This is a genomic window from Microbacterium sp. LWH11-1.2 (assembly GCF_038397745.1).
In the GTDB taxonomy this organism is placed as follows: Bacteria; Actinomycetota; Actinomycetes; order Actinomycetales; family Microbacteriaceae; genus Microbacterium.
Window position 1 is genome coordinate 4,044,596 of the sequence record NZ_CP151636.1, and the last position, 15,253, is coordinate 4,059,848.

Sequence of the window (15,253 nt, forward strand, 5' to 3'; positions counted from 1 at the left end):
AAGAGAAGAGGGGCGGATGCTGCGGCATCCGCCCCTCTTCCGTGCCAGGACGCTTCGACAGGCTCAGCGACCCAGAGGGCTGGGTCCCTGAGCCTGTCGAAGGGCTGAGCCTGTCGAAGGGCCGAGCGCACGACGAAGGCCCCGGATGCTGAGCATCCGGGGCCTTCGCGTGTGATCAGTTCGTGCGGGTGATCAGGTTGTCCGCACCGTACTTGTAGGTACCGATCGAGGCACCCTGCGGGTCGCCGTTCTCGTCGAACGTGACCTCGCCGGAGTAGCCGTCGTAGTCGGCCGTGCCACCGTCGTTGATGATCTTGGCGCAGTCAGCGAAGCTGGTGCACTTCTCACCGTCGCCGGTGCCGCCGGAGACCTCGGCCATCTTGGCCGCGATGTCCGCGCCCTCGGTGGAACCGGCCGCGAGCGACGCGAGAGCGACGAGGACGACGGCGTCGTATGCCTCGGCGGCGTACGTGAAGTCGTTGACCTCGGGGTTGCCCTCACCGGTCCAGAACGTCTGCAGACGCTCGGTGAAGTCGTCTTCGAGCGCCGGGCCGGGCTTGGTGCCCTGCGCGCCCTCGAGCGAGAACGAGAAGTTCGTGTCGGGCGAGGAGCCGTAGTCCGACAGGTTTCCGTCGACCAGGTACCACTTGTCCGGCGTGATGCCGGCGTTCTGCAGCAGCGGGGCGATGGTCTTGAACTGGTCGAACGACACGATCGCGACGGCATCCGGGTTGGCTGCCTTGATCGTCTCGACCTGAGCGTCGAACTGACCGTCACCGACGTTGTACGAGGCGTCGGCGACGACCTCGCCACCCGCGCCCTCGAAGGTCGACTTGATGTTGTCGAACAGACCCGTGCCGTAGGCGTCGTTCTGGTAGATGACGCCGAGGGTCTTGTGTCCGTCTTCGGCGATCAGGTTGCCGAGGACCTCGCCCTGCAGCAGGTCGCTGGGAGCGGTGCGGAAGTAGAGTCCCTTGTCGTCCCAGTCGGTGAAGTCGGGGCCGGTGTTCGACGCCGAGATCTGCAGGATGCCGGCGCTCACGTTGCCGTCGAGGATGAGGCGGGAGACGCCGGATGCCGCAGCGCCGACGATGGCGGTGACGCCCGCGCCCTGGAGCTTGGTGATCGAGGTCTCGTACGCCTTCGTGTCGGTGTCGCCCTCGTCTTCGGCGGTCAGGTCGATGGTGACGCCTGCGGCGGCCTCGTTGACCTCGGAGACGGCGAGTCCGACGCCCGACTCCATGGGCGGGCCGAGGAACGACAGCGAACCGGTCTGCGGCAGCAGAGACCCGAGCTTGAGTGTCAGGTCGGCGGCCGGCTTGTCGTCGCCTTCGGAGGGCGAGCCCTCCGGAGTGCTGCTGCAGCCGGCGATGACCATTGCGGATGCGCTGAGAAGCGCGATCCCTGCGAAGACCTTCGCGCTGCGCGAACCCTTCAGTGCGTTCATGATGCTCCCTTGCGTAACTGAACGTGGATTGTGACCACGCTCGGGTGCTCTAACACTAGAGCGTGGGACACGCCGTCAGGGGTCGCTAGTGTTTCGGTGCGTTAACGATCCGACACCGAGTCCGGCCTGCGACAGGACCGGGGATCAGACCGGTTCGGGCTCGGCGGCGGCGCGGCCCCGGCGAGCGGCCAGGATGAGGTCCACCACGAAGACGATGATCGCGATCCACACGATGATGAATCCGGCCCATCGCTCGGCCGGCATCGGCTCCCCGAGGACCACGACGCCGAGGATGAACTGCATCACCGGGGTGACGAACTGGATCATGCCGATCACCGTGAGGTCGATGCGTCGTGTGCCCGCCGCGAAGAGCAGCAGCGGAACGGCCGTGACGACGCCGGCGAACCCGAGCACCAGGGCGTGACCCCAGCCGTTCGCCCCCATCGTGATTCCGGCGGGCGTCTGCGCGACGATGATCAGCTGCACGACGGCGATCGGGATCAGCCAGAACGACTCCAGCGTCAGCCCGCTCACCGCGTCGACGGCCGGACCGATCTTCTTCTTGATCAGCCCGTAGACGCCGAACGACGCCGTCAGCGACAGCGCGATCCAGGGGAACGAGCCGTAGGCGACGACGATCACGACGACCGCGATCGCGGCGATGGCGATGGCTGCCCATTGCAGACGGCGGATGCGCTCCTTGAGCACGAAGACGCCGAGCAGCACGGTGGTGATCGGGTTGATGAAGTAGCCGAGGCTGGTCTCGACGACGTGGCCGGTGAGCGTGCCGAGCACGAACACCTGCCAGTTGACGTAGATGAGGAGGCCGGCCAGCGCCGTCCAGCCCAAGAGCTTCGGCTGCCGCAGGATCACACCGAAGGCGGCCCATCCGCGCGTCACCGTCAGCAGCAGGAGGCAGAAGACCAGCGACAGCAGCACTCGCCAGGCGACGACCTCCCACGGCCCGGTCGGCACGAGGAGGAGGAAGTAGAGCGGGAGGATGCCCCAGAGCAGATAGGCGCCGCCGGCGTAGGCGACTCCGGCGGTCCGAGTGGCGCGGGTCGTCTCAGAGGGCACTGCACAACCCTATGCCGCGCGACAGTCCGCGGACGCCACATGGCCATGGACCGAAGGAGTCCGGCAGGAAACCGACGCCGTCTGGCGGAAAGCAGAAGGGACCCGGATGCCGAAGCATCCGAGTCCCTTCCGAGGAACGCTGGTTCAGCGGACGACGACCGCGAGCACGTCGCGGGCCGACAGGACGAGGTACTCGTCTGCGCCGAACTTCACCTCGGTGCCGCCGTACTTGCTGTACAGGACACGGTCGCCGACGGCGACGTCGATCGGAACGCGGTTGCCGTTGTCGTCGATGCGGCCGGGGCCGACAGCCACGACCTCGCCCTCCTGGGGCTTCTCCTTGGCGGTGTCGGGGATGACCAGGCCACTCGCGGTGGTCTGCTCGGCCTCGACCTGCTGGATGACGATGCGGTCCTCGAGCGGCTTGATGGAAACCGACACGGTCTACCTCTTCTTTCTTGACGCTGACACGAAAGACTTGTTCGCACTCTCAACCCGAGAGTGCTAATCCAGTCTATGCGCTCGGCTGGCACTCATGCAATGCGAGTGCCAATGCCACCCGCCGGCTCGGCGACGGGGGCGGGGGAATTAGGCTGAGGGCGTGGAGATGTCCGAGCTGCGAGCCCTGCTGACCCCCGAGGGGCTCGAGCTGCTCGATGAGCTGGGCGCCCTCGACTCGACCGCCGAGGTCGCTCGCGCCGTCTCCCGTCTGCGCGCGGCAGGGCACTCTCCCGATCTGGTCTCCGCCGTGGTCGGTCAGGCGCACCTGCGCTCCAAGGCGACGGCGAAGTTCGGCGCGTTCGCCGGTCGGATGCTGTTCACCCGCGCGGGGCTCGAGCAGGCCACCCGGCTCGCCGTCGCCGCGCGGCACGCGCAGCGCATCCGCAGCGTCGGCATCACGCGGGTCGCCGACCTCGGCTGCGGCATCGGCGGCGACGCCCTCGCCTTCGCCGGCGCGGGACTCGACGTGCTCGCGGTCGACGCCGACGAGGTCACCTCGGTGATCGCCGCCTACAACCTCGCCCCGTTCGGGGGTTCCGCGGTCGTCCGTCACGGCACGGCGGAGGACGCTCTCGACGTGCCCGGCGAGACACCCGGCGCCGTCTGGATGGACCCCGCGCGGCGCACCGCCGGCCACAGCGAGACGCGACGCGTGTCCGCCGACGACTACTCCCCCTCCCTCGACTGGGCCTTCGACGTCGCCGCACGGATGCCGACGGGCATCAAGCTCGGCCCCGCGCACGACCGCGACGCGCTCCCGTCCGACAGCGAGGCGCAGTGGGTGAGCGCCGACGGCAGCGTGGTCGAGCTGGTGGTGTGGAGCGGTGCTCTCGCGCGCGAAGGCGTGCGTCGTGCGGCCCTCGTGATCCGCGGCGAGCGCTCGCACGAGCTGACCTCCGGCGCGGACGCCGACGATGCTCCGGTCCGCGAGCTCGGCGCTTTCCTGCACGAACCGGACGGGGCGGTCATCCGTGCGCGGCTCATCGGCGACGTCGCGCGGAGCCTCGATGCGGGGATGCTCGACGAGCACATCGCCTACCTGACGTCGGATGCCGCGGTGACGAGCCCGTTCGTGCAGTCGTTCCGCGTGCGGGAGACCATGCCGGCCACGCCCAAGGCGATCAACGCCGTGCTGAAGGCGAACGGGATCGGCCGACTCGAGATCAAGAAGCGCGGGGTCGACGTCGATCCCGCGGCCTTCCGCAGGAAGCTCACACTGCGCGGCGACGCGGAGGCCACGCTGATCCTCGTGCGGGTGGGCGACCAGCGCCGGGCGATCCTCGCCGACCGCGTTCCCGCCGCGGCCTGACCGCCGTCACTCGCCGGGATCGTCCGGCGGAGCCTCGACGCGGATCGGATCGCCCGGAGGGGACTCGATGCGGACCGTGTCGCCGGGGGAAGAGGGCGACGTGAACGAGGAGTCCCTCGTGATGGTGAGGAACGGCGTCTGGTTCTGCGTGTTCTGCACGCCGATCGTCCAGGAGACGGGGACCCCGCCGTCGATCCCGTCGACCACCGCGAAGAGCCCCGCACCGGGCAGGTCGAAGGTCGTGCTGCACACCGGGCGCTCCTTCGGGGCGTCGATGATCATGCACTGCTCGAACGAGGTCGCGTCATCGCCGTCGGCGAACCGGGACCCCAGCCACACCGGCTCGTCCTGGAAGTAGCCGACCAGCGACAGCCCCATCGAGAACCCCTGCTCGAACAGCTCCGTCGCCCTGGCGCGTTCGTCGCCCTGGAACTGGTTCACCATCGTGAGGTTCGGCGTCCACCGCTGGATCGAGACCATGGGCTCGCCCGTCGTGGAGAACATCATGTAGACGTTCACGCTGGTGCCCGAGGCGACGGCGGGATCGGCATCCGCATCGACGGTGTCCGGCACCATCACGAACGTCGACAACCCGAACGGACCGACGGCGTCGCGGTCCTCACAGGAGTCGGACGACGCCTCCTGCACATCCATCACCACGCAGATCAGTCGTCCGTCCTCTCTCGTGCCGTACCAGACCAGGGCGTCGTCGTCCTGCCCGACCGCGCGCAGCGTGCCCGGGTCGTATTCGCCCTGCTCGTACAGTTCGAGTCGCCGCTGCTGCTGCTCCTCGGTGAGAGGGATGACCTCGGGGCGCTGAGCGAAGAGCGCCCAGCCCGCGCCCACGCCGATCGCGAGCAGCAGCGCCGAGGCCGCGGCCACCAGCCCCCACCGGCGTCGAGGAACCGCGAGCCACGCGCTGCGCCGCCGCTCGCCACCCATCTCGGCGGTGCTTCCCTTCTCGGCGGCGGGGCCGGCGGTGCCGTCGGTGCCCGCGAACGGTTCCTGCGCCTCGGCGCCGGGCGGCACCGCGGCCCCGCGCGAAGCGATCGCAGCTGTGCCCTGCGGCACGTGCTCGCGATCGATGAGCGTCGGCGGCTCGGCCGCGCGTGCCGGCACCGGCGGCGTCGTCGAGAGCATCAGCGCCGGCCGCGCGTCCTCGAGCTCACGCAGCCGTCGCGCCTCGGCATCCGTCAGTCCACCGGCGCGCCCGTAGGCCTTCCGCTGCAGTCTCCCCCGCTCCTCGGCGTCAGTCTCCCCCGGCACCGACCTCACCCCGCTCCCGGGTGATCACGAGGGCTGACGGTCCGTGCGGCGAGAACTCGAAGGTGGTCGTCGTGCCCGTCTGCGGATCGACGACGTTCAGGACGAGCCCCGCGCCCTGTTCCACGATGGTCTGCGGGTCGGCGCACACCATCGGAGACGGAGAGAGGGACCCGTCGTAGATGAGACATGTCCCCGGCGAGTCGAGCTGCATCGCGCTCCAGATCGGCACATCGCCGTCGTAGCCGGCCACCCAGATCGAACGCGGGTCGAAGCCCTCGTCGGCGAGCTTCTCCGCGATGCGCGTCTCGTTCTCGTTCGCGTAGATCATGCCGGCGGATCCCGAGCTGTAGTCGTAGCTGCTGACGGCGACGGCGGGTTCCCCCGATGCGGCGAACAGCAGCTGGGCGGAGACTTCGCGCTGCGTGACGCCGACGGAGTCGACGATGAGCGACCCGTACATGCCGGACTCGGCGACCATCTCGGTGAGCTGGCAGATCGGTGAGGTGCTCTCGCCGTCACCGAGGATCAGGCACGTGCGCCGACGCTCCTCCTTCGTCGCGGTCCAGACGACCACGCCCTCCTCGACGGCCAGGGCGCGGATCGACGACGGGTCATAGTCGCCCTCGGCTGTCAGCGCGTTCTGCCACACCTGCTGCTCGGCGGTGAGGGCGACCGCCGCGGCACGGCTCTGGCCGAACAGGAGCCATCCGATCCCGACGCCGCACAGGAGCACGGCCACGGCCGCGAGCGCGATCCACCGCGCGGGCGGGCGCAGCGGAGCGGGAGCGGATGCCGGAGCCTCATCGACCGGCTCCCGGACGGCCGCGGAGGTCGCGGCGGAGGCGGGTTCCGCAGGCTCGACGGCTCCCGTGACGCGGCTCTCGGTGATGCTGCCCGCGGCGCGGGCGTCGACGGCTGTCTGTCCGCTCTCCGGTGCGACGCTCGACACCCCACGCTCGACCGCGCCTTCCTGCAGGCCGCGCAGTCGCGCGGCCTCGGCGTGCGAGAGCCCGCCGTCGCGCCCGTATGCCCGCGCCTGCAGTGCACGCATCTCCGCGAGCTCGTCGGCGTCCAGCATCCGGCTATCCGAGCCGCTCGAACTGCATACCGGCCCAGACGAGCCAGCCCAGGCTGTAGACCGTCGCGCAGAGGCCGAGCACCAGCGCCCAGCGGGCGATCGCGCGGCTCTCGACCGGCCGACGCAGCGACATGATCGCGGCGATGACCGAGACGACCGCCACCGGGATGCCCCAGCCGACGAAGAAGGATGCGCCCAGCGCGACGATCGCGGCGAGGAGCGCCCACGGCGCCAGCCGGGTGTCGTCGATCACGGCGGTGTCCGTCGTGGGCTCCCACTCGGTGTCGTCGACGGCGTCGAGGTCGGGCCCGCTCACGACCACGGGCTCGATGCCGACCGGTCCGGTGGGGAGCTTGGCGTACCCGTCCCGGCGTGCACCGGGGATCCTGGTCGCACCCGCCGGCCGCTCGACCTCGCCGCTGGGGCGCTCGATGCTCGGACGCGGGGCCGGTGCGGTCCCCTCGGCGGGGGTGCGCGGGAGATCGCTCATGCCGGAACCGCCTCCGCGACCTGGATGTCCGTCACCGGGAGCGTGGAGTCCGCCCCGAACGCGAGGGTCGACGGTCCGCGCCCCGAGGAGATCAGCTCGGCGGCCAGTGCCGCGATCATCGCGCCGTTGTCCGTGCACAGCGAGAGGGGCGGGATCCGCACGGTCACGCCGGCCGCCTCGGCACGCGCGAGGGCGACCTCGCGCAGGCGCCTGTTCGCGATGACCCCGCCGCCGAGCAGCAGCCGGGGAACACCGAGATCCGCGCAGGCGGCGAGGGCCTTCGTCACCAGCACGTCGACGACCGCTTCGCGGAAGCTCGCGGCGACATCGGCGACCGGGATGGCCGCGCCCCGGTTCGCCTCGTCGGCCTCGAAGCCCTCCACCCAGCGGGCGACGGCGGTCTTCAGCCCCGAGAAGGAGAAGTCGTAGCGGTGCTTCGCCAGATCGGACGCGCGGGAGAGCCCCCGCGGGAAGCGGATCGCGTCGGGGTCGCCGTCGAGGGCCGCGCGGTCGATCTCCGGCCCGCCGGGATACGGCAGCGAGAGGAGTCTGGCCACCTTGTCGAAGGCCTCTCCGGCGGCATCGTCCATGGTCTCGCCGAGCAGCTCGACGTCGGTCGTGAGGTCGCGCACGTGCAGCAGCGAGGTGTGCCCGCCGGACACCAGCAGTGCGATGGTCGGGTACTCCAGCGGTTCGGAGTCGGGGGTCAGGATGTCGGCGGCGATGTGGCCGACGAGGTGATTGACGGCATACAGCGGCTTGTCCAACGACACGGCGAGGCCCTTCGCCGCACCGACGCCGACCATGAGCGCGCCCGCGAGGCCCGGCCCGCTGGTGACCGCGACCGCATCGAGGTCGTCGAGTGTCACCCCGGCCTCGGCCAGTGCCGCGTCGATGGAGGGCTGCAGCGCCTCGAGGTGCGCCCGGGCGGCGACCTCGGGAACGACGCCGCCGAAGCGCGCGTGCTCGTCCATGCTCGAGGCGATCGTGTTGGAGAGCAGGGTGCGCCCGCGGACGATGCCGATACCGGTCTCGTCGCAGCTCGTCTCGATGCCGAGCACCAGAGGCTCACTCATGCGTTCGCCTCCTGCGGCTCATCGGCGGACAGCGGATGCCGGCGCAGGTCGCGCCGCATGACGATGGCGTCCACGTCGTCCGGCTGATAGTAACGAGGACGTCTGCCGATCTCCTCGAAGTGCTCCGCGAGATAGAGGCCGGCCGCCGCAGGGTTGTCCGCACGCACGTCGAGGAAGACCTCGCGCGCACCGCGCTCCCGTGCAGCCGCCAGCAGGGCACGCAGCAGAGCGCGTCCCCGTCCCTCGCCGCGATGCTCGGCGAGGAGGGCGATGGTCTGGATGTCGGCATCCGCGCTCCCCTGCAGCGCACGGATGCCGCCGTAGCCGATGACGACGCCGTCGTGCTCGTCGATCAGGTACTGTCCGTGCGGACTGGCGAGCTCGGCGGCCATGGTGTCGGCGCTCCACGCGTCCGTCGGGAACGAGCGGTTCTCGATCAGCATGATGGCGTCCAGGTCGGCAGGGATCGCGGGGCGGAGCGTCATGACCGGACCTTCTTGGGTGCCCCGGGCAGGGTGACGTCGGGATGGCGCATGTAGAGGGGCTCGTCACCCGCGAGCGAGCGCCCGGCGGCGAGCGCGCGGGCACCCACGCGTGCGAGGTCGGCACCGGAGAGCGTCGAGACGTCGACACGGCGGATGCCTACGAGGTGCGCGTCGGCATCGACGGCCTTGACGAGGACGGTCTCGGCGACGACGCGCGGGATGCCGTCGGCATCCGCTCCGTCGAACACCGTGATCGCGACTTCGCGGCGGCGGGCATCGGTGACGATCGCGAAGGGGCCGGACTCGGTCTCGAGAGCGGTCAGCGCGGCTCCGAGGTGGCTGGGCACGGACACCACGGGGATGCGCCGGCCGAGCGCGAACGCGCGGGCGGCGGCGATGCCGATGCGCAGGCCGGTGAAGGGGCCGGGGCCCATGCCTGCGACGACATGCGTGATGTCCCCGGGGCCGGCCTCGGCGAGCACCTGGGCGAGCAGGACGCCGATGACCTCGGCGTGACCGAGAGGATCGACGGTCGCCGCCTCGGCGCGCCGGGTCCCGTCGGCGTCGATGAGGGCGACGGCGGTGCCCAGGGAGGTGTCGACGGCGAGGATCACCTCTCCAGGGTAGTCCGGCCCGCCGGGGGCACGCTCGTCGGCGCCTCGACCTCTGCGGCGGGCGCATCCGACGAGGTCGACAGCTTCCATCGGTCTCCGCCTGCCGCACGGGCGCGGACCGCCGCCGCTCCCGCCGCGGCGGCGAGCTCGTCGTAGTCGTATCCGGTGGAGGCGACCGTCGCCCAGCCGATGCTCGCCGACGCCCGGATGCCGTCGATGGGGTCGCCCCGCTCGATGGTCGAGATGCGGGTGAGGATGTCGCGCATGTGGAACCGGACCGCTTCCTCGCTCCCTCGGATGATGACGATCGCCCGGGTGTCGTCGATGCGGATGGCGTCTGCGGCAGCGGGAAGCGCGTCCTGGATGTCGTCGTGGAACCGGTCGGCGATCATCGCGAAGGTGGAGCCTGTCGATGCCTCACGCAGATCGGCGGGGTCGTCCAGGCGCACGTCGAGGAGCGACCACACCTGCTCGTTCTGGGCGCCGGCCTTCTGCAGCCGCCACCGGGCGCGCTCGATCGCGGCCTCGATCGCGGAGGGCGGTGTCGCCTCCGCCCTGACCATCAGCACCAGGGTGAAGGCGGCGCACGTGCTCAGCACGAGCGTTCCCACCGCGTTCATCCCGCGCAGCGTGCTGAGTTGCTCATCGGTGCTCACCCCCTGGTTCATGGCGGCCGCCACGGCTGCGGTGACCGCGACCACGATGAACGCGCACGAGGCCAGGGCGAGCGGGAGGAGGATGTCGCGTGGGCCCGGCTGCCGGCGCAGCAGCTCGTAGCCGACGAAGGCGGCGAAGACGCCGCTCACGACGAACACGGTGTGGAAGGTGAGCAGATACACCGGCGTCTTCGCCGTCAGCACCAGCAGCGACGGGACGATCGCCAGGTAGACCGCCACGGGCCACCAGACGACCCGCCGGCGCAGATGCATCCGCAGCCCGATCCAGACGAGCGGCTCGAAGCACAGCAGGAGGCCCGACGCGGCGGCTCTCATCAAGGGGTCCGACGTCTGGTTCCCGGCGAGCCAGAGATATGCGCCGAGCACGCCGAGCCCGAACGCGGCCCCCCAGGTGACGGTCGCCCTGCTGGGACGCGCCAGCGTCGCGAGGGTGAAGACCAGGGCGGCCAGGACCGTCACGACGGCGACCATGCTGGTCGTGATGTCGACGTGCACGGGCACATGGGCGGGCACGATCATTCCAGGACCTCTTTCACTCGCCGCTGCGGAAAACGCAGGGTGACGGTCGTGCCGGCGCCGACTCCGCTCTCCACGCCGATGCTTCCTTCATGTGCCTCAATGATGCCCCGGGCGATGCCCATGCCGAGTCCGGTGCCCGCGATACCCGCCTGGACGGCGCGGTCGGTGCGGAAGTACGGGTCGAACAGGCGCGGCAGCTCATCGGCGGCGATGCCCGTTCCGGTGTCGCTGATGACCACTTCGGCCTGCCCGTCGGCCGCCGTGCCGAGGCGGACGTCGATTCGGCCGCCGGCCGGCGTGTACTTGACCGCGTTGCTGAGCAGGTTGTCGAGCACCTGCCGCAGTCGGAACGCGTCGCCGTAGATGACGAGGCTCTCCGCACCGCTGATCCCGAGCTCCTGGCGATTGCCGGAGATGAGGGGCGCATATGACGCCGCGGACGCCTCGACGACCTCGCGCAGATCGACGGGTTCGAACGGCTCCGCCGGCGCGCTCTTCGTCGTCTCCAACGTGCTCGCCACGAGACCCTCCATCCGCTCACCCGCGTTCGCGATGACCTCGAGCTGCGCGGTGACCTGTGGAGCGAGATCGTCGCGCTCCAGCAGCAGATCGACGTGGCCGATGATGGCCGTGAGCGGATTGCGCAGCTCGTGCGAGACCACGGCCGCCAGCGCGCGGCGCTCCTCGGCCGCCTCCAGCAGCTCGGTGATGTCGTCGATCACCACCAGCGTGACGTGCGCGCCTTCCGCCGCGGCGGCGATCGGCTGCGTGCTCACCTGAAGGGCGCGCCAGTGCCCCTCGCTGTCGAAGAGCCAGACCCGCTCGTCGTGCAGGCGCTCGCCGTTCGCGGCGCGCGCCAGGGTCGTGCGGCCCGGCGGCACGGCGGCACCGCGCCGCCGGTCGTACTCGACCGCGGCCGACGCGAGCGTCTCGCCGAAGCGGCCTCGGCCGTACAACGCGCGGTAGGCGTCGTTCATCTGGAGGATCCGCCCGTCCCCGGCGACGACGACGAGAGCAACGCCCAGCGCGTCGATGATCTGGGTGACCCGGCGCTGGTTGGTCTCAGCCCGTTCGGCCGCGCGGTTCACCTGCTCCGAACGCCGCTCGAGAAGGCGTCGTGCGGCCCGTGCCCGCTGCGAGCCGATGCGCACCGTGACGCCGAGGAAGCTCAGCGTGATGATGACGGTGAGGACGCGCAGCAGCAGATCGGCGGTATCCCCCGTGCGCTCGGCGAAGAGCACGAGGCAGACCCCGCAGAAGGCCACCCCGGCGAGCACCCAGGGCATCGTGAAGTACGTGGCGAGCCACGTGACGGGGAAGACCCAGAGCAGTCCGAGCCGGATGTCGGGTGCACTCGTGGCGAACCCGACGGCGAGCGCGTCGAGCAGCGGAAGGACGGCCACCGCCCGGCGCGGGAGCCGGTGCCATGGCAAGACGAAGGCCAGCAGCGTCGTGACGACGACGAGGGCCAGCGCCGCGATGAACAGCGGGATTCCCAGCGTCTCCGGCGTGAATGCGGTGATCATGACGACGATCGCCACGATGCTGGCTGTGAACACCAGCTGCCATCGCCAGATCGAGACCGTGCGGATCATCCTCGCCCGCCCTCCGGTCGATCCTCAGCTTTCACGCAAGATTACTCAAAGATCGGGTCACTGCGCTCTTCAGGCGGCCTCCCGGCTCTAACATCCTGAGTGGGGGCTGACTCTGCGACTGGGGATTCGCAGGCGCTGGGCCGCGCGAGTTAGGGGATTCGCAGGCGTCGGGGCCGCGGCTGGGGAGCCGCGGCCTCACCAGCAGACCTACCGCGTGTCGTCGTCCGCGGGGGTGAGACGGTAGCCCACGCCGCGCACCGTCTCCACATACCGCGGCTCCGCGGAGCTGTCGCCGATCTTGCGTCGCAGGTTCGCGATGTGCGTCTCGATGGCGCGCTTGTCGGGCTCGCTGACATGACCGGACACCCCGGGAGGGACGCCGCGCAGTCCGAGAGCCAGCTCGGCCTTGCTGCAGACCCTCCGCTGCGCCGTGAGAAGCGCCGCGAGCAGCTCGAACTCGGTCGGGGTGAGGTCGATCCGCCGCTGCCCCACCAGGACGATCCGGGTGTCGAGGTCGAGGCTGAGGTCGCGGTGCACCATCCCCCGCCACGTCAGCACCGTCGCGTCGGCGCTCGGTGCCGGTGGAGTGTCCGCCACGGTGCGGGCCGCCGGCACGCTGCGCGGGTCCTCGCTGCGCGGACGGCGGAGAAGCGCCTCGATCCTCGCCCGGAGCTCGCGCGGCCGGAACGGCTTGACCAGGTACTCGTCCGCGCCGGAGGTCAGCCCGAGCACGACATCCGACTCGTCCGCCAGCGCGGACAGCATGATGATGAACGTCGAACTGATCCGACGGATCCTGCGGGCGACCTCGAAGCCGTCGATCCCCGGAAGGTTGATGTCGAGCGTCGTGATGACGGGAGCGTGCTCCTCGATCGCGGCGATGCCCTCCAGGCCCGAACCGGTCAGGACGGTCCGGAAGCCGGCAGCGCGGAACACCTCGTCGAGCAGCGACCTCACATCGGCATCATCCTCGATGATCACGGCCACGAGAGCGCCGATGCTTCGCTCGCTCATGATGCCGCCTCCTTGCGGATCGTGACGACCCGCGGGGCGTCGGCATCCAGCTCCGACGGGTCGATGTCCCCGCCGCCCACCGGGCGCTCGAGCTCGATGTCCCACCACGAATCCGCGAGCTCCTCGGCCATCCCGCGGCCCCACTCGATCACGACCACCGACCGCGCGAGATCGAGATCGAGGTCGTCGAGCTCGGCGGCGGAGCCGAGGCGGTACGCGTCGACGTGCACGAGCGGTGCCCGCCCGACGAGGGACGGATGCGTGCGCGCGATCACGAAGGTCGGGCTCTGCACGGGTCCGCGCACGCCGAGGCCCTCCGCGAGTCCGCGCGTGAACGTCGTCTTCCCTGCGCCGAGCGGACCGGTGAGGATGAGCAGATCTCCCGCCGCGAGCTGCTCGCCGATGCGCAGGCCGAGCTGCTCCATCTCCTCCGAGGTGGCGATCTCCCGGCGCCCGAGGAACGCGGTGTCGACGCTCATGATGCCCGCCGGGGCACCCGATGGCCGATGCGCGTGACGATCTCGTAGTTGATCGTGCCCGCGGCATCCGCCCACTCCGCGGCCGACGGCACGCCGAGTGTGGGGTCGCCGAACAGCACCACCTCGTCGCCGATCGAGACCGGGGTGTCGCCGACGTCGACGACGAACTGGTCCATCGCGACGCGCCCGACGTTCAGGAAGCGCCGCCCGGCGATCGACACCGGGAGCCTGCCGGAACCGCTGCGGGGGACGCCGTCGGCGTACCCGAGCGGGACGAGCACCAGCGTGGTGTCGCGGTCGGTGCGGTGGTCGTAGCCGTACGAGACGCCGGAACCGGCGCTCACTCGGCGCACGGCCGCGATCGATCCGCGCAGGGTCATCGCGGGGCGCAGCCCCAGTTCGGCGGAGCGGCGATCGTCGAACGGCGAGAGTCCGTACAGCCCGATGCCGATGCGGACCGCGTCGAGGCGCATCTCGGGCAGGTCGATGGCCGCCGCAGTGGCCGCGATGTGCCGGATTTCCGGACGGATGCCGAAGGACGCCGCAGCGGCGACGCCTTCCTCGAATCGTGCGAGGGCCGCCCTGTCGTCTTCGGGCGAGGTGTTCGAGAGGTGGCTGAACAGGCCGACGATGCGCAGACGTCCGATCCGCTCGAGCCGTGCCGCCTCCGCGAGCACGCGCGCCCAGTCCGCCGGGGCGATGCCGTTGCGCGAGAGTCCGGTCTCGAACTTCAGGTGCACGCCGACAGGTCGGTCGACGCTCGCCGCGGCCGCCGCGGCCTCGAGCTGATCGAAGGAGGAGATCCCGAGCTCGATGTTCTCGGCGGCGGCGCGCTCGAACCGCTCCCCCGGCGCATGCAGCCACGCCATGATCGGGGCGTGCACGCCCTGCCGGCGCAGCTCCAGCGCCTCGGGGATCTCGGCGACGCCGATGCGGGTGGCGCCGGCGGACAGGGCGGCGACGGCGGTGGCTGCCGCACCGTGGCCGTAGGCATTCGCCTTCACGACGGCGATGATCTCGACGCCGGTGAGTCGACGGAAGTGCCGCACGTTGTCGGCGATCGCATCGAGGTCGATGGTCGCTTCGCGGAACGGGACGGTCACAGTGGCGCTCCTTCGGCGACGACGAACGCGGCGGCGAGACCGGCGTCGTGGGTGAGGGTGAGGTGGAGCGTGAGGATGCCGCGCTCCTCGACGACGGCGGCCGTCGAACCCGAGAGGACGAAGTGCGGCTTGCCCGAGGACTCCGAGGCGATCTCGATCTCGGTCCAGTGCACGCCGTCCGAGCCGCCCAGCGCCTTGATCAGCGCTTCCTTCGCGGCGTAGCGCGCGGCGAGGGAGGGAAGACGGAGGGCCCGCTCCGACGGCGCGAAGAGTCGCTCGCGCAGACGTGGCGTCCGCTCCATGGTCCGTTCGAACCGCGGGATGTCCACGAGGTCGATGCCGGTCCCGATGATCACCCGTTCAGCCTACCGAGCCGTGGCGGTTGGCCGCCGGTTCGATGGGGTTCGGCAGTTCGTCGGTCAGGATCACATCTGCAGGTCGAATCGGGCCTATCCGACCTGCACGTGTGATCTCGACCTGCAGACGGCCGACGACGAATACTGCACAGCCGTCGCCGCGCCGA

16 protein-coding genes are annotated in these 15,253 nt (G+C 70.6%); 1 reads left to right on the forward strand and 15 read right to left on the reverse strand.

Going from position 1 to position 15,253, the window contains the following annotated elements; translation table 11 throughout:
* Nucleotides 1-175: 175 nt before the first annotated feature.
* From MRBLWH11_RS19720 to groES, 3 genes are all read right to left on the reverse strand, one after another.
* Nucleotides 176-1,447, reverse strand: a complete 1,272-nt coding sequence (locus tag MRBLWH11_RS19720) for an ABC transporter substrate-binding protein (protein ID WP_116634569.1) — start codon at nucleotides 1,445-1,447, stop codon at nucleotides 176-178.
* Nucleotides 1,448-1,591: 144 nt separating this feature from the next.
* Nucleotides 1,592-2,524: an EamA family transporter RarD gene (rarD, locus tag MRBLWH11_RS19725; protein WP_116634568.1), complete on the reverse strand. Its 933-nt coding sequence runs from the start codon at nucleotides 2,522-2,524 to the stop codon at nucleotides 1,592-1,594.
* A gap of 144 nt (nucleotides 2,525-2,668) precedes the next feature.
* Nucleotides 2,669-2,965, reverse strand: a complete 297-nt coding sequence (groES, locus tag MRBLWH11_RS19730) for a co-chaperone GroES (RefSeq protein ID WP_028502311.1) — start codon at nucleotides 2,963-2,965, stop codon at nucleotides 2,669-2,671.
* 160 nt (nucleotides 2,966-3,125) lie between these two features.
* Between groES and MRBLWH11_RS19735 the strand changes: the two genes are divergently transcribed.
* Nucleotides 3,126-4,334, forward strand: coding sequence for a class I SAM-dependent methyltransferase (locus tag MRBLWH11_RS19735; protein ID WP_341946097.1), 1,209 nt, complete (start codon nucleotides 3,126-3,128; stop codon nucleotides 4,332-4,334).
* Nucleotides 4,335-4,340: 6 nt separating this feature from the next.
* On the opposite strand, the gene MRBLWH11_RS19740 is transcribed toward MRBLWH11_RS19735, so the two are convergent.
* The 12 genes from MRBLWH11_RS19740 to MRBLWH11_RS19795 all read right to left on the reverse strand — a co-directional run bounded on the left by MRBLWH11_RS19740 (nucleotide 4,341) and on the right by MRBLWH11_RS19795 (nucleotide 15,086).
* Nucleotides 4,341-5,600, reverse strand: coding sequence for a hypothetical protein (locus tag MRBLWH11_RS19740; protein ID WP_341946099.1), 1,260 nt, complete (start codon nucleotides 5,598-5,600; stop codon nucleotides 4,341-4,343).
* Nucleotides 5,584-6,678 carry a hypothetical protein gene (locus tag MRBLWH11_RS19745; protein WP_341946101.1) on the reverse strand — a complete coding sequence of 365 codons (1,095 nt, stop codon included), beginning with the start codon at nucleotides 6,676-6,678 and terminating at the stop codon, nucleotides 5,584-5,586. The genes MRBLWH11_RS19740 and MRBLWH11_RS19745 overlap by 17 nt, the downstream gene beginning before the upstream one ends.
* 4 nt (nucleotides 6,679-6,682) lie before the next feature.
* Nucleotides 6,683-7,168 (reverse strand): hypothetical protein, encoded by a 486-nt coding sequence (locus MRBLWH11_RS19750; RefSeq protein WP_341946103.1) that lies wholly within the window; start codon nucleotides 7,166-7,168, stop codon nucleotides 6,683-6,685.
* Nucleotides 7,165-8,244 (reverse strand): tRNA (adenosine(37)-N6)-threonylcarbamoyltransferase complex transferase subunit TsaD, encoded by a 1,080-nt coding sequence (gene tsaD / locus MRBLWH11_RS19755; RefSeq protein ID WP_341946105.1) that lies wholly within the window; start codon nucleotides 8,242-8,244, stop codon nucleotides 7,165-7,167. Before tsaD ends, MRBLWH11_RS19750 begins: the two co-directional genes overlap by 4 nt.
* Complete coding sequence (gene rimI, locus MRBLWH11_RS19760) at nucleotides 8,241-8,729, reverse strand: ribosomal protein S18-alanine N-acetyltransferase (RefSeq protein WP_341946107.1); 489 nt, start codon at nucleotides 8,727-8,729, stop codon at nucleotides 8,241-8,243. The genes tsaD and rimI overlap by 4 nt, the downstream gene beginning before the upstream one ends.
* Nucleotides 8,726-9,343 carry a tRNA (adenosine(37)-N6)-threonylcarbamoyltransferase complex dimerization subunit type 1 TsaB gene (tsaB, locus tag MRBLWH11_RS19765; protein WP_341946109.1) on the reverse strand — a complete coding sequence of 206 codons (618 nt, stop codon included), beginning with the start codon at nucleotides 9,341-9,343 and terminating at the stop codon, nucleotides 8,726-8,728. Before tsaB ends, rimI begins: the two co-directional genes overlap by 4 nt.
* On the reverse strand, nucleotides 9,340-10,539 hold the full coding sequence (locus MRBLWH11_RS19770) for a hypothetical protein (RefSeq protein WP_341946111.1): 1,200 nt from the start codon (nucleotides 10,537-10,539) through the stop codon (nucleotides 9,340-9,342). The genes tsaB and MRBLWH11_RS19770 overlap by 4 nt, the downstream gene beginning before the upstream one ends.
* Nucleotides 10,536-12,134 carry an ATP-binding protein gene (locus MRBLWH11_RS19775; protein WP_341946113.1) on the reverse strand — a complete coding sequence of 533 codons (1,599 nt, stop codon included), beginning with the start codon at nucleotides 12,132-12,134 and terminating at the stop codon, nucleotides 10,536-10,538. The genes MRBLWH11_RS19770 and MRBLWH11_RS19775 overlap by 4 nt, the downstream gene beginning before the upstream one ends.
* Before the next feature lie 207 nt (nucleotides 12,135-12,341).
* A complete protein-coding gene (locus tag MRBLWH11_RS19780; protein ID WP_116634559.1) occupies nucleotides 12,342-13,148 on the reverse strand; it encodes a response regulator transcription factor in 807 nt (268 codons plus the stop codon).
* Nucleotides 13,145-13,627 (reverse strand): tRNA (adenosine(37)-N6)-threonylcarbamoyltransferase complex ATPase subunit type 1 TsaE, encoded by a 483-nt coding sequence (gene tsaE, locus MRBLWH11_RS19785; RefSeq protein WP_341946115.1) that lies wholly within the window; start codon nucleotides 13,625-13,627, stop codon nucleotides 13,145-13,147. The genes MRBLWH11_RS19780 and tsaE overlap by 4 nt, the downstream gene beginning before the upstream one ends.
* Nucleotides 13,624-14,730: an alanine racemase gene (gene alr, locus MRBLWH11_RS19790; RefSeq protein ID WP_341946117.1), complete on the reverse strand. Its 1,107-nt coding sequence runs from the start codon at nucleotides 14,728-14,730 to the stop codon at nucleotides 13,624-13,626. The genes tsaE and alr overlap by 4 nt, the downstream gene beginning before the upstream one ends.
* Nucleotides 14,727-15,086 carry a holo-ACP synthase gene (locus MRBLWH11_RS19795; RefSeq protein WP_116634556.1) on the reverse strand — a complete coding sequence of 120 codons (360 nt, stop codon included), beginning with the start codon at nucleotides 15,084-15,086 and terminating at the stop codon, nucleotides 14,727-14,729. The genes alr and MRBLWH11_RS19795 overlap by 4 nt, the downstream gene beginning before the upstream one ends.
* Nucleotides 15,087-15,253: the final 167 nt, after the last annotated feature.